Raw genomic sequence first — 15,026 nt, 5'->3', positions numbered from 1 at the left:
CTGGAAAAGAAAAAGTCCGAAGGCTATCATAACGGCGACTTGGTCGGTAAGTCTGGCCTGGAAAAAGTTTATGACAAGGAAATCCGCGGAGTAAACGGCGGTCAGCAAATTGAAGTTGATGTTGAGGGCAAGCCTACGCGGGTAATTGGTAAAAAAGAACCTGTACTTGGTAATGAACTGGTTTTAACGATTGATGCCAGAATTCAAAAAGCTGCTGAAAAGGCAATGGATGACCGGCTTCGTTACTTACAGGACAAATTTGGCAACCCCAAGGCAAAAGCGGCTGCCGCCGTTGTGATGAATCCGCAGACTGGCGAGATTCTGGCGCTCGTGAGCCGGCCGACGTTTAATCCGAACAAATTCAATGGCGGCATATCGACCAAGGATTGGCAAGAGATTAACGACAATCCGTTTAATCCCATGCAAAACAGAACAATTAATGCGGAGTACCCTCCCGGCTCATCTTTTAAAATTGTAACAGGATCGGCCGCCTTAGAATCCGGCAAGGTTGCCCCTGACGAAAAAATCTTTGATAGTGGTACACACTGGCTGGTTCCTAAAGGCAATTCCCATAATGCGGCTCTTGGCTGGATTGACTTCAAGGTGGCGATGGCTAAATCCGATAACGTCTATTTCTATGAATTAGGGAATCGTTTAGGAATTGACCTGCTAGAAGAATGGGCACGCAAATTTGGGTTAGGTGTACCGACCGGGATTAATCTACCAGGCGAAAGTGAAGGGCTGGTTGCAAACCGCAAATATAAGATGAAAGTTTATGAGGAAGAATGGTACTTATCAGAGACGTTAGATGCTGCTATCGGCCAAGGGTTCCAACTGATGACGCCGATGCAAATGGTATCGCTGATCAGCCAGATTGCCAACGGCGGTCATCGCTACCGGCCGTATCTGGTCAGCAAGATGCTATCGCCTGACGGCAAGGTCATTAAAACATATGAACCGGAAGAATTAGGCAGGGTCAATCTTTCCGAAAAGACACTGAAAACTGTGCGGGAAGGTTTAAAAGAGGTTATTTCACCGCAGGGAACTGCGGGTTACATGTTTGAAAACTTTCCGCTGCAGATTGCCGGTAAAACCAGTACGGCAGAAAACCCTCACGGCGACGACCATGGTTGGTTTGTTGCTTATGGGCCCTATGAGAATCCCACGCTGGCAGTTGCCGTTGTGGTTGAGCAAGGGGGGTACGGCTCCGATTCTGCAGCTCCCATTGCCCGCAAAATTTTTGAAGCGGCCTTTAACTTGCCACCGCAGAAAGATGCGGCAGACGCTTATGCCGAAGAATTAGCCGCAAAGGCAGCCGCAGCAGCGCCAACTGTAAAACAGAAACCATAATTCTGACATTAAAACAAAATCTTTCACCTGAAAAATGATCCAATGATGCGGACTGGTACCGTTTTTTTACAGGGTGCCAGTTTTTCATTTAAGATTATACTTGCCGAACATAAGAAATTTGTATATTATAATTAAATAATGAAGTATAACTTCAATATTTAAAATAGGGGGTGATAGTCATGTCCGCAGATGTGCAAAAAGAAGCTTTGAATAACAGTGTTGCTAAAGCTGTAACAATTCTAAATTGTTTTTCCTATGAAAGGCCAAGACTACGGTTAAAAGATATCGCCGCTATGACGGGAATCAACCAGGCAACTGCCTATCGTATGTTAAATACATTGAAAGAATATAACTTGATTGAACAGCTTGATGGTACCTATTCGCTAGGAAAGGGATTTTTAAAATACGAAGGGATTGTTCTTAACTCGATGGAAATAAGGCGGATAGGACTTCCCTTGCTTGAAGATCTCTCTAACACCCTAAAAGTTAATGCTAACCTTGCTGTGCTTGATGAAAATGAAGTCGTTTATATTGCCAGAGCCGAAACATCTTATTGTGCTTATGGCTACTTTCATATTGGCATGAGGCGGCCTATCCATTGTACGGCGTTGGGAAAAGTATTGGTCTGTAGAACTCCGGAGATAGCGCGGGAAGTTTTCAAACGGGGAGTTAAGCAGTATACCTTAACTACGATAACGGATGAAACGGAATATTTGAAGGAGATCGAGCAAGTGAGGCTTCAGGGCTACGCCATGGACCGCGAGGAATGGAGTAACGGAATTAATTGTATAGCGGCTCCGCTTTATGATGTGACAGGTGAAATTGTTGCTGGGATCAGTATTTCCGGCCCCACAAGTACGTATCCTGAAGAGAAAATACAAGAGTATGTTCCGCTGTTAATTGACTATTCACATCGTATTTCGGCCCGGTTGGGTTCAGACAGAGGTTGGTAATACAAGAAACAACATATTATGGAAATAAATCAAAACGCAGGTCTGGCGGCCTGCGTTTTGATTTTGCTTATTTTAAATCATAAAAATATTTTACATATAGTGAATTTTTAGCAGGAATTTAACAAAATAAATAGAATAAATAAAAATATATTTCAATATATGAAATATATATAATAAAAATGAATTTTTTATTCACATTGTGAAAAACGAAGACGATGGGCTAAAGAAAGGGGTCGCATAATGGAAAACGGCAAAAAAAGACCGGGGTTTGAAGTGCGAGGAATTATCCCTGCGGTAATAACTCCGTTGACGCCTGAGGGGAGGTTCAACGAACAAGCCATGCGCAAACTAATTAACTACCTGATTGATGGTGGTGTGCATGGGTTGTTTGTTGTAGGGACTACTGGCGAATTTTATGGACTTACTCCTGAGGAAAAACAAGAAATACTCCGAGTGACTATTGATGAAACCAAAGGCAGAGTACCGGTTTATGCAGGAACAAACGGAATTACAACCCGCGAAAGTGTTATGCTGACACAACTGGCGGAAGATTGCGGTGTTGACGCTGTTTCTGTTTTAACACCAATGTTTATTACTCCCAATCAAAGTCAACTGATTGACCATTTTAAAACTATCGCAGCGAATACTTCTTTGCCGGTGGTGCTTTATAACAATCCTCCTAAAACAGGGGTCAATCTTGCAGCCTCGACGGTGGCCAAACTGGCCGAAGTCCCCAACATTGTCAGTATTAAAGATTCTAGCGGTGATTTGACGTTGACGGCCGAATATATACGGCTTACACAAGGCAGGAAAGATTTTAACGTACTGGTAGGCCGCGATACCCTTATCTATGGAGCGCTTTGTTATGGGGCGGCCGGTTCCATTGCTTCTTGTGCAAATGTGGCGCCAAGATTATGCGCGGACATATACGAAAAATTTATGGCCGGCGATCTGAAGGGTTCTCTTGAGGCTCAGTTCACGCTGGCGCCGCTGCGGCTTGCATTTACTAATGGGACTTTCCCGGCAGTTATCAAGGAAGCGCTTACGCTGCTGGGAATTGAAGCCGGTCCGTGCATGGATCCGGTAGGCCCTATGACCGATGCCGAGCGGGAAAATCTACGTCAGGTTTTAATTCATATGGGGTTAATCCGGTAAATACTACAAATCATTATATAAAAAGGAGTCGACAAAAATGAAAATTGGTTTTATTGGTCTTGGTATCATGGGTAAGCCTATGAGCAAAAATCTTTTGAAAGCAGGGTATGAACTTGTAGTTCTTGATCGCAATCCGCTTGTTGTAAATGAACTTACTGCACTTGGCGCAGCAGTTGCAGATACGCCCAAGGCAGTTGCCGAACAGGTGGACGTAGTTATTACCATGCTGCCCAATTCTCCGCAAGTGAAAGACGTTGTTCTTGGAGAAAATGGCGTTATCGAAGGAGCCAAGCCGGGTTCTGCGGTCATTGACATGAGTTCAATAGCTCCGCTGGTAAGCCGTGAAATTGGCGCAAAACTGGCTGACAAAGGCATTGAACTTCTGGATGCACCGGTTAGCGGCGGCGAGCCGAAAGCCATTGACGGGACCTTGTCTGTTATGGTTGGTGGGAAACAAGAGGTTTTTGACAAGTATTATGATGTTATGAAAACCATGGCGGGTTCGGTTGTCCGTACTGGTGAAATTGGTGCAGGCAATGTAACAAAATTGGCTAACCAGGTTATTGTTGCTCTTAATATTGCCGCCATGTCGGAAGCGCTTGTCCTTGCTACTAAGGCCGGCGTGGAACCCGAATTGGTTTACCAAGCAATTCGGGGCGGCCTGGCTGGCAGCACCGTTCTTGATGCCAAGGCGCCTCTGGTCATGGACCGCAAGTTTGATCCGGGATTCAGAATTAATCTGCATATCAAAGATCTTGCCAATGTACTGGAAACTTCGCATGAAATCGGAGTGCCTTTACCGCTTACCGCCGCTGTTATGGAAATGATGCAGGCACTCAAGGTAGATGGCTTGGGAGAATGTGATCATGGCAGCTTAGTAAAATATTATGAGAAGCTAGCCAATGTGGAAGTGAAGCGCTAATTAGTCAGAATTAACATGAATGACGGACTCATTTGGTTCAAATGGGTCCTCAGTGTAATTTGAATTGACAGAATTGGAGTGACATTATGAATAATGAAATAAAAAACGATGGTATTTCTGTTTCGCCGAAAGTTACTGAGCTGCAAGTAATACCGGTAGCAGGCCACGACAGTATGCTGCTTAATCTTAGTGGAGCTCATGGTCCCTTCTTCACGCGAAATATCGTGATTTTAAAAGACAGTGCCGGTCATATAGGGGTCGGTGAGGTGCCGGGGGGCGAAAAAATTCGCCAGACCATTGAGGATGCCCGGGTGTTCGTTGTCGGGCAGTCAATAGGCAAATACAACAACATACTCAATAACGTTCGCAAGCAATTTGCCAACAGAGATGCCGGAGGACGAGGTTTACAGACGTTTGATCTTCGTACCACGATTCATGCCGTGACAGCATTGGAAGCCGCTTTGCTCGACCTGTTGGGCCAATTCCTTGAGGTACCTGTCGCTGCTTTACTTGGTGAGGGCCAACAGCGGGCTGCGGTAGAAATGCTGGGATATCTGTTTTACGTAGGTGACCGTAAAAAGACGAAGCTTCCTTATTATAACGCTTGTTCGGAAAAAGATGGCTGGCTGCGTATTCGCCACGAAGAAGCATTGACGCCTCAGGCTGTAGTAGAACTTGCTGAAGCGGCATATGAACGCTATGGCTTTAATGATTTCAAGTTAAAAGGCGGCGTACTAGCCGGCGATGAGGAAATGAAAGCGGTAACGGCACTGGCTAAACGTTTTCCCCAAGCTCGTATTACTCTTGATCCTAACGGCGCATGGTCACTGGACGAGGCCATTCGGCTTTGCCGAAATAAGCATGATGTACTGGCTTATGCAGAAGATCCCTGTGGGGCTGAAAACGGTTACTCCGGCCGGGAAATTATGGCTGAGTTTCGCCGGGCAACCGGTTTGCCAACAGCTACAAATATGATAGCCACCGATTGGCGGCAGATGGGTCACACCATTCAACTGCACTCGGTTGATATTCCCCTTGCTGATCCGCACTTCTGGACCATGCAAGGTTCTGTCCGCGTAGCCCAAATGTGTCATGAATGGGGACTGACCTGGGGCTCGCATTCCAACAACCATTTTGACATTTCCTTAGCCATGTTTACTCATGTCGGTGCTGCCGCTCCCGGCAAAATTACCGCCTTAGATACCCACTGGATCTGGCAGGAGGGTCATGAGCGCCTGACTAAGGAGCCTTTCCGCATTGTCAATGGTATGGTAACAGTACCTGATAGGCCAGGCCTTGGAGTAGAAATTGATATGGAACAAGTCGAAAAAGCCCACCAGGTTTACCTGAAAATGGGGCTGGGGGCACGCAACGATGCCGTTGCTATGCAATACCTCATTCCGGGGTGGGAATTTGATAACAAACGTCCTTGTCTGGTTCGGTAGCTTGCCACAATAAATCGAGCGTGGCACTGCATCAGCGATTTTTAATTCAGCTCAATACGCGGCAACGGTATTTTTTATAAACAGATTATCGATTTTTTTCTGAGTACCGTTAAAAGCTTTAAATTTTGGCAGAACTGATGTTCAGCCGTTATGGCCTTATGGGCAGCAAATTATTTGCCGGTGTCTACGGTGGATATATAAATTATAACAATAATATCTGAATGGAGGGATGCGAAAAAAATGTAGTTGTTGCTTTCCGGTCGCAAATAGCATTGAAGGGAGGTTAATATATCGAATTTTTAAAATGTTTCGCAGAGACTTTATTATCTGTATTGACTTTATTATCCGAATTGAAAGGGAGTATGTGAAATGGATATTTCTAGACGCGCGTTCTTAACCTCAACAGCGGCAGCGGCCGCCGTAATGGCTATGAATCCTACAGGAGCACTCGCCGCCTCATCATGGGCACAGGGTTTAGCCCAAAAAAAGGCAGTTCCTAAGATACAAGCGTCTCTTTCTTCGAGTACTACGAATGACCAATTAAAAATGATGCTTGAAATGGGAATTACTAATTGTAATCTTAATGTTTCCGATTCCGAGCTCACGTATGATGTTCTTGCCCGAATTGTGGACCGTATAAGAAGGGCTGGTTTTACTATTCTCGATGCCGGGTGCGGCAACCTTCAGAAAAATCAGTCTATCATTTTGGGATTAAGTGATAAGGATGCGAATATCCAAAAGTTCCAAAACTACATCCCTGTTCTTGCCAAATTGGGAATTCCGATCACTTGGATTGCGTGGCAACCCAATGGCATAGTTCGAACGAAAGGACTTACTAACAAATATACTCACGGTGGCTCTGCCGGAATTGCGGACATGGCTAAAATTAAGGCTTTGCCATTAGCAAATGGTCGTGTATACACTGAGCAAGAAATGTGGGGCAATTTTAAATACTTTATAGACAAAATGCTTCCGGTTTTAACGCAGAACAAAGTGGCATTAGCGTTACATCCTAATGATCCGCCGGTACCATCCTTACAGGGGGCTTACAGTCTCATTTATAACAGCAATCACTATCGCAAAGCGTTTGCTCTTGCTAACAATAGTCCTTATCTTGGCATGAAAATGTGCATAGGCTGCTGGTTGGAAGGCGGAGTAATGTTTGGTGATGTTATGAAGGATATTGCGGAATTTGTACCAGCAGGTAAGGTATTAAATGTTCACTTCCGTAATGTAAGCAACCCCTTAAACAGAGATTATTCCGGGTATTTTGAGGAAGTGCTTTGTCAGGACGGATATGCCGATATGTATGCCATTATGAAGCAATTGGTTCGTTATGGATATAAAGGTGGTCTTTTCTGCGACCATGCTTTCAGCGGCTATACTTCCAATGGCGGCAACTGGACCAATATGGCGACTAATAATGCGTATATTATGGGGTTGATCACTGCAGCGGCTGCTGAAGTCAAATAACATTAAGGCAAAAAGTCCACGGATTGTACATAAACAGGCGACCGTAAGGCCGGGTGTCACATTAGTAAATGCTACAATAAGAGGAGAGTGTAAAATGAAGAAAACTGCTATACTCGCCATGACAACAGCAGCTATATTAACGGCGAGCGTTGGATTGGCAGCACCACTTACTGATTATTCAAAAGGGAAAACATCTATTGATGTAACCTGGAGACAGTCTGATATTAATGCAAAAAGCCAATTATTTAATGATGATCTTGATAAACAAGATAATCTTGATTATGGTATAACTACTGGCTTAGGCAACAAATTTGCTGTTCAGTACAACTATTATAATGCAAAATCTAAGGATACAACTTTCTCTACTAGTTTTGTTGATAGTGGTACTTATGAATATAAAGAGAATGGGTCTCTTAAAACACAAGAGTTTAATGTTTTATATAAAATTGATAAAGCTCTATCGGCTTATGTAGGTGTTGCTCAGATTAAAGGAACCATGTATTCTGACGGTTATGATTTTACAAGCGGCAAAGAAAACAAATTACAATTTGGCTTGATCGGCAGCGCTAAACTCTTTGATAAAACAACTGCTTATGCTCAGGTAGGTGTAGCTTCCGATTTTTATAAATGGAAACTGGGTGTATCTCAAGAGATTGCTCCTAACCTTGAATTAAATGTTGATTATAGCAGAGCTCAAGCTAAAAATATGAATTTTGATGGTGGCGTTGGTGCGGTTGATATTACGACTAAAGGATTAGGCTTTGGTTTAAGCCTTAAATTCTAATATCGTCGTGTAGATAGTTGGAATTGGTATTTGACACCTACAGCCATGATAGCCTTTATGAAGGCGGTGAAAAATCCCCACGGTCTATGTTTCCCACCTGGCGGGTTTAAACTCTACATAATTGGGTGCCGATGTTTTGCCGTTGCTCCTAAGCGCAGTTGTTTTATAACGCCTGCGCTTAGAAAAACTTTTTCAAATTCTACGCTTATATAACCAGATCTTTATATGAAGGGGGGGTTCTCAGTTGTTTAATTTTAGCATGCCTGAACTGACGTTAATTCTAGTGATCGCGCTGGTGGTCTTTGGGCCTGGTAAGTTACCCGAAGTAGGTAAGGCATTGGGAAAAGGAATTGAGGAATTTAAAAGAGCAACAGCTGGCGAGCCTAATAAAGATATATTAGTAAAGGTTGAACATGAGGAAGCCAAAAGAGTAACAACCGGCGAGGTTATTAAAGATCAATCAGTAAAGGTTGAGCAAACTTCAGTAGACAAAAAGTGAGGATACTCGATGTCTGAAATAACTATCGATAGTAGTGATGAAGAACCGTTAGGTACTGAAGTGGCAATTGATAAAATGTCGATCGTCGATCACCTGCAAGAACTGCGCAAAAGAATCATAACTGCTATAATTGCAGTGGTTGCAGGAGGTGCGGTTTGCTACCTCTATGCCTCTGAATTGGTATATTTCATTACTAAACCTGCGGGGAAGTTGTATTATATGAGTCCGTCGGAGGCCTTTTTTTCTTACTTGACAGTATCTTTTTTCGTTGGCTTTTTATTAGCAGTACCTGTAGTGTTATATCAGGTTTGGGCTTTTATTGCGCCAGCGCTTAGTAATAAAGAGCGTATATCTTCTGCAATTTTGTTTCCATCTTCTGTGTTGCTTTTTTTGTGGGATTAAGTTTTTCCTATTTCCTAGTATTGCCAGCAGGGATTAAGTTTTTTATGGGCTTTGCGACGGAAGACTTGCAGCCCTTGCTATCATTAGGTCAGTATTTGACCTTTGTAATTTCCTTTTTACTACCCTTTGGTTTTATTTTTCAAATACCTCTGTTTATTATAGTGCTGGCCAAGGTTGGAGTGATTAATTCAATATTCTTATATGATAAACGCAAATATATCTTGGTCCTGTCATTTGTGATAGGTGCGGTTATTTCACCTACGCCTGACGTATTGTCACAAACCATGATCGCAGTGCCTATATTGGTCATGTATGAAGGTAGTGCTTTTATTGTAAGGTATATTTTAAAAAAGTAATGGCTCCAAACCTTGCTTTGTGCCCGGTTCCAGTGTGAAGATTTACCAAGTAAAACATTACTTATATCCAGGAGGTAATGATGTTACACCCCGTTAAATGTCGAATTCCCTTCCTACTCATGCTCATTCTATTAATTGTATTGACATCAAGTGTGTTGGCCGCTCCTACGCCAGACGCACCGGCGCCACAAACAACGGAAAGTGTACTACCAACAACACTCCCAGAAGAAGATCAATCTCAGAATGGTATCTTTGCCGGACCAGGACAGATATCTGTAAAATCTACTTATTCTAGTACACCGTTCTTTGTTATCCATCCCAAATATTTAAAGGCCGATCAAGTTAAATCTCTAATTGGCGCTCTTGTTCCTGATTTAAAAATCAGTGCAGATCCGGTGACAAATACTTTGGTTTTCATGAGCACTCCTGATGTTTATGATCAGGTAAAGGACTTGCTTGACCAAATCGATACACCACCGTGCCAGGTTATATTTGAAGCAGAAGTGCTTGAAATTAATCGCGATGATGTGAAGAACCTTGGAATTGACTGGGGTGCTTCGACAGCGTTACCAGGAGGAATACCCAATTCCGACGCGATACCTTTTAAGATTGGGCTGGGCATCCCCAATCATCCGGAATATGGAATTAATCTTCAGGGGACGATTAATCACTTAATTGAAAACAAAAAAGGCCGGTTGCTGGCAAGTCCGCGGATAGCGACCTTAGATGGTGTAACGGCACGCATTCTTATCGGCGATAGGCTGGCCGTTGAGAGTTCACAACCGACTACGGGTAGCACGCCAATTATTTCCGTGAACTATGTAGATGTTGGTATTAAGCTAGAGGTAACTCCTACCGTTAACCAAGACGGCTACATTACTACCCATATTCAGCCAGAAGTGAGTAATAAGACAGATACGACGAAAAGTGGCAATCCCAATATTCGAACTCGCCAGGCTGAGACGACTTTAAGGGTTAAGAGTGGTAATACCATTGTCTTGGGAGGCTTGATTCAGCGACAAGATACGAGTGATGTCTTTAAATTCCCTATATTAGGGGACCTTCCTTTAGTGGGGAATTTTTTCACTACAAAAAACAAAGAAGTCATTGAGACTGAGCTAATTATTCTGCTGACGCCAAAGTTAATAGATAAGGATCTTCCAGGAAGGTGAATGTGATGAAAAAAAACTTTTGCCTTACAATGCTTTTATTAGTATCTTTATTTTCCGCACGGCCAATTTTTGCAGTAGCTGCGCCAAATCTAGTTGCCCAGTGGGCACCTGTTATTTATCAGACAGATAGCAGTGATAATCTCACGGCACAACAAAATGTATTCACATCAGTCAATTATGATCTTGATTGGCGGTCAAGTAATAATGGGTATAATTTACGGTTTTATCCAATGAATTGGACCATGTATTATTCCGTTGTGGAAAGTGATACTCACTATTTTATCGCCTATTATCAGTACTATCCCCGCTATCTCCATGACGGTGAGAATAAGCAAGACATGACAGGAGTTTTGGTAGCTGTAAGCAAGACATCTGACGGATCAGGTCGGCTTGATATGTTATTGACTTATAGCAATAAAGACTGGCGGAAGTGGGAGGGATCGAAGGTCCAATTGGAGGGGGGGCATCCCGCGTTGACCATTAGTGCAGCAACTCACGCGATTACCGCCGGTAAAAAACGCTATCAACTATCACGGACGGATGGTGTTTATTTGAAACCATCGCCTGCCAATCTGATGCAGGCGGATGATCAGGAGTTGCAAGGTGGCTTTCGGGCTGGTTATCGTCTGATTCCGTTAACTCAATTATGGGAGCATTGCCAAGATATAGGTCCAGGTCGTGTATTTGCTCGTTGGGGATATTTAGATAGCAATAATTCTAGTGTCACAACAGCACCCTGGGTTTGGGGGTATCATCAGATCAATTGGCTGAGTCAGCCAGGTGAATTAGTACAGCGCTTTCAGAGATTACCCTTCAAGCCGGTAAATTATCTTAATAATATCTATAGATAAAAGCGGTTGTTTCCTTTAAGAGCTGTCTATCATCATGATAAATTTAATTAATTAAAAAAAGAAGTCCAGTAAAATCAAGATATTCATGTAAAGGAGGTTTATTATCAAAAGAAGGTTTTAGTTTACTAGTTTGTTTCCTAAAACTGTCCTTAAATGTGAACTAATTTATGAAAGAGAGGGAATTTACATGGAATTATTATGGGTTGGCGTCGGTGTTATTTTACTTTTGGTTTTAATGGCGGGGTTAAAGGTTGACGCTTTTATCTCATTAATTTTAGTGTCACTGGTTGTAGGCGCTTTGGAAGGTATGCCTTGGGGTACTATTACAGCGTCAATTTATAAAGGAATAGGCAGTCAGCTAAACAGTTTAATTCTCATCCTTGCTTTTGGTGCGATGCTAGGTAAGCTTCTAGCCGACTCCGGGGCTGCTCAGCGCATTGCCACTACCTTTATCAATACGTTCGGCAAAAAGAATGCCCAATGGGCCATGCTCGTTACAGCCATTGTTGTCGGTATAACCATGTTTTTTGAAGCAGGGTTTATCGTTTTAATCCCTATTGTTTTTACAATTGTTGCCGAAACTGGCATGCCGCTTATGTATGTTGGTTTACCTGCTGTTATAGGCTTATCTACAACCCATAGTTTTCTACCTCCTCACCCGGGGCCGGCGGCAGTAAGTACACTTTTCGGAGCTAACATGGGGCAAACCCTATTGCTTGGGCTTATCATTGCGATCCCGGCGGCTGTGATTGTAGGGATTTTTTATTCAAGAACTAAATGGGTGCTCTCTGCTGAAGCATCTATTCCCGAAGGTTTAGTTACCACAAAGGTTTTTAAAGAAGAAGAAATGCCCGGTTTTGGAATAAGCATATTTTCCGCGTTGATTCCGATTATTCTTATGGCTGTTAGTACTTTTGGCGATCTGCTGCTCGCTAAAAAAGACCCATTATTAACATATCTTCATTTCTTTGGGGATGCACCGGTGGCCTTGCTAATTAGCGTGCTTATCAGCATGTATACGCTTGGTCTGAATCGTGGCAAAACAATGAAGGAAGTCACGTCAAGTGTAGGTGTTTCTGTAAAAGCGATAGCAATGATTATTTTAGTTATCGCAGCTGGTGGTGCTTTTAAACAAGTCATTGTTGATGCAGGGGTAGGCAAAGCAATTACAGCGATGACCAAAGGCATGACTATTTCCCCGATCATTCTCGCCTGGATTATTGCGGCTAGTTTAAGAATTGCCGTGGGTTCAGCAACGGTTGCGATTATTACCGCCGGCGGGATTGTTTTACCTATGGTTCAAACTAGTGGGATTAGTCCAGAACTGATGGTTCTTGCTACGTCCTGTGGCAGCATTTTTGCTTCTCACGTTAATGATCCAGGTTTCTGGATGTTTAAAGAATATTTTAATCTTCCCGTTGCCCACGCCATAAAGGTAAGAACGACATATACCTGTATATTATCGGTACTAGGTTTAATAGGGGTACTTGGTTTGCATCTGTTTATTTAATTACTTTTTCTAGGACCTGGTGGAATAGTATCCTCATTTCTTTTTTGACATTGTCCATAGGCGGGGAGTAGCCCAGAGAAATTTCACCTCTGGGCTCCCTCATACCATCCGTCTCCCACTATCTAACCCAATTTAGATAGTTCTTCTTCCAATGTATAGAGAGTTTAGGTTCTCGCTTTTTGCATCTTGATTAAATTACTCTTTTGCTCGGTCATTGCCTAAGCTTTTTGAACTTTCGTATTGCCTGATTTATTAAGGCTTGATTCGTCCTCCCATATACTGAATGCATTTCCGCTTTGTAATGTCGCTATGATTACTGGGAAGCCGCATGCTTCTTGGCGTTTATCATAATGGATAAGATTCCTATGTGTTAGAAAACAAAAAATAAGACGGAGTGATATTATGAACGACAATATTTCTATCCAGAGCTCTATGTCAGGTTCACCGTTGGTAAAAGAAATGCAGGTTATTCCCGTAGCCGGTCAAGACAGTATGCTGCTAAATTTGAGCGGAGCCCATGCGCCATTTTGGAGTTCCAGTAGCTGCTTTGCTTGGAACTGGCCAGCAGCGTAAAGAAGTCGAGATGCTTGGGTATTTGTTCTATGTAGCTGACCGGAACAAAACAGACTTGCCCTATTTAAGCAATAGAGATGCAAAATATGAATGGTATCGACTGCGGCATGAGGAGGCATTAACTCCGGAAGCGATAGTACAGCATGCGGAAGCAACTCATGAACTCTATGGATTTAATGACTTTAAACTTAAGGGTGGGGTACTGAGCGGTGAAGCGGAAATAGAAGCGGTAACGGCGCTTGCCAAACGGTTCCCTAATGCTAGGATTACTATAGACCCTAACGGCGGTTGGTCGCTGGAAGAAGCTATTAGATTATGCCGTAATAAACATGACGTTCTCGCATATTGCGAAGACCCTTGCGGTGCCGAAAATGGATATTCGGGACGCGAGATCATGGCAGAATTTCGCCGGGCAACTGGGTTACCAACAGCCACAAATATGATCGCGACTGACTGGCGCCAAATGGGGCATACGATTCAACTGCACTCGGTTGATATTCCGCTTGCAGATCCTCATTTCTGGACAATGCAGGGTTCAGTGCGTGTTGCTCAATTGTGTAATGAATGGGGGCTCACCTGGGGATCACATTCAAATAATCACTTCGATATTTCGCTAGCTATGTTTACCCATGTCGGCGCGGCTGCTCCCGGAAAGATAACAGCACTAGATACCCACTGGATTTGGCAGGAGGGGCAAGAGCGCCTAACCAAAGAACCATTTAAGATTAAAAGTGGCAAAGTTGCTGTTCCGGATAAACCTGGCTTGGGCGTTGAGGTGGATATGGTCCAAATCGAAAAAGCGAACCAACTGTATATGAAACATGGATTAGGTGCAAGGGATGACGCTATGGCTATGCAATATCTAATTCCTAACTGGCAGTTTAATAATAAGCGCCCTTGTCTAGTGCGTTAACCTTATTTTAGTTAGAACAGTGTTCGGGTTTTACTCCACAACGCTCTACTATTTCCGATAGGTAGTCCAATGCCTAACGTTTAATTAACGTGAGAAAACTGGCTGTAGCATTCTGGAAAAGCGCATAGCAAAGCAAGCATCAGCCGAAGCGGACACTTGGAAGGAAGTGGTTATTACTAATAAAGTTAGTAGGAGGTTCAGAATGAATTTGAATTGGCCGCATCAGGTACCAAAAGAACTGGCTGAGCGTGTTGTTCAATTAATTTTTGATGTAACCGGTAATAATGTTAACTTTATGGGGGAAAACGGAGAAATAATCGCGACAAAACAACCGGAGAGATTAGGAACGATTCATGCCGGTGCCCAAAAGATAATGGCTGGTGAAGTGGATGAAATTGCTATTACTGTTGATGAAGCGAAGAACATGCAGGGAGTAAAAGCGGGTTATAATGGCGTAATCCAATATCATAAGAAACGTATCGGCTGTATTGGAATATCTGGAGATCCGGAACAGGTTCGACCTTTACAAAAAATGGCAGCTATCATAGTGACAGAAGAAATAAAGAAAATACAGGCCTACCGGGAAAGGGAAGCCCTTATAAAAAGTGCGGCTTTGGATATAGAGGGTATCCTCGTTGCTATTCAGGATATGGCTACTGCTTCGGGGA

General features: G+C 43.2%; 11 protein-coding genes and 3 pseudogenes. All 14 read left to right on the top strand.

Annotated elements, in window-relative coordinates:
• On the top strand, positions 1 to 1,350 hold a 1,350-nt coding region (gene mrdA, locus BLR65_RS27590; RefSeq protein WP_143122676.1), incomplete at its 5' end, for a penicillin-binding protein 2.
• Positions 1,351 to 1,529: 179 nt separating this feature from the next.
• Positions 1,530 to 2,303 (top strand): IclR family transcriptional regulator, encoded by a 774-nt coding sequence (locus tag BLR65_RS27585; RefSeq protein WP_093797864.1) that lies wholly within the window; start codon positions 1,530 to 1,532, stop codon positions 2,301 to 2,303.
• Between the two features lie 240 nt (positions 2,304 to 2,543).
• A complete protein-coding gene (gene dapA / locus BLR65_RS27580; protein WP_093797862.1) occupies positions 2,544 to 3,458 on the top strand; it encodes a 4-hydroxy-tetrahydrodipicolinate synthase in 915 nt (304 codons plus the stop codon).
• Between the two features lie 16 nt (positions 3,459 to 3,474).
• Positions 3,475 to 4,380 (top strand): annotated as a pseudogene (gene garR / locus BLR65_RS27575) (2-hydroxy-3-oxopropionate reductase); the annotation flags it as partial.
• Positions 4,381 to 4,466: 86 nt separating this feature from the next.
• The gene (gudD, locus tag BLR65_RS27570; RefSeq protein ID WP_093797858.1) at positions 4,467 to 5,825 is read left to right on the top strand and encodes a glucarate dehydratase; all 1,359 of its coding nucleotides are present in this window, start codon (positions 4,467 to 4,469) and stop codon (positions 5,823 to 5,825) included.
• 369 nt (positions 5,826 to 6,194) lie between these two features.
• Positions 6,195 to 7,298: a mannonate dehydratase gene (locus BLR65_RS27565; protein ID WP_093797856.1), complete on the top strand. Its 1,104-nt coding sequence runs from the start codon at positions 6,195 to 6,197 to the stop codon at positions 7,296 to 7,298.
• Between the two features lie 94 nt (positions 7,299 to 7,392).
• The gene (locus BLR65_RS27560) at positions 7,393 to 8,082 is read left to right on the top strand and encodes a hypothetical protein (protein ID WP_093797854.1); all 690 of its coding nucleotides are present in this window, start codon (positions 7,393 to 7,395) and stop codon (positions 8,080 to 8,082) included.
• Between the two features lie 244 nt (positions 8,083 to 8,326).
• Positions 8,327 to 8,581, top strand: coding sequence for a twin-arginine translocase TatA/TatE family subunit (locus BLR65_RS27555; RefSeq protein ID WP_169716681.1), 255 nt, complete (start codon positions 8,327 to 8,329; stop codon positions 8,579 to 8,581).
• A 9-nt stretch (positions 8,582 to 8,590) separates the two neighbouring features.
• A pseudogene (tatC, locus tag BLR65_RS31960) lies at positions 8,591 to 9,339 on the top strand (twin-arginine translocase subunit TatC).
• A gap of 119 nt (positions 9,340 to 9,458) precedes the next feature.
• A complete protein-coding gene (locus BLR65_RS27545) occupies positions 9,459 to 10,511 on the top strand; it encodes a type II secretion system protein GspD (protein ID WP_218130678.1) in 1,053 nt (350 codons plus the stop codon).
• 2 nt (positions 10,512 to 10,513) lie between these two features.
• Complete coding sequence (locus BLR65_RS27540; RefSeq protein ID WP_169716680.1) at positions 10,514 to 11,362, top strand: hypothetical protein; 849 nt, start codon at positions 10,514 to 10,516, stop codon at positions 11,360 to 11,362.
• Between the two features lie 187 nt (positions 11,363 to 11,549).
• Entirely contained in the window at positions 11,550 to 12,872 is a 1,323-nt protein-coding gene (locus BLR65_RS27535) for a gluconate:H+ symporter (protein WP_093797868.1), read from the top strand.
• Between the two features lie 402 nt (positions 12,873 to 13,274).
• Positions 13,275 to 14,358, top strand: a pseudogene (locus BLR65_RS27530) (enolase C-terminal domain-like protein).
• Between the two features lie 202 nt (positions 14,359 to 14,560).
• A partial coding sequence (locus BLR65_RS27525; RefSeq protein WP_218130677.1) for a sugar diacid recognition domain-containing protein occupies positions 14,561 to 15,026 on the top strand: 466 nt, incomplete at its 3' end.

Origin of the sequence: Sporomusa acidovorans (genome assembly GCF_900101845.1) — a bacterium.
In the GTDB taxonomy this organism is placed as follows: domain Bacteria; phylum Bacillota; class Negativicutes; order Sporomusales; family Sporomusaceae; genus Sporomusa; species Sporomusa acidovorans.
The sequence above is the reverse complement of the archived record's forward strand: the minus strand, read 5'-3'. Positions and strand labels throughout refer to the sequence as shown.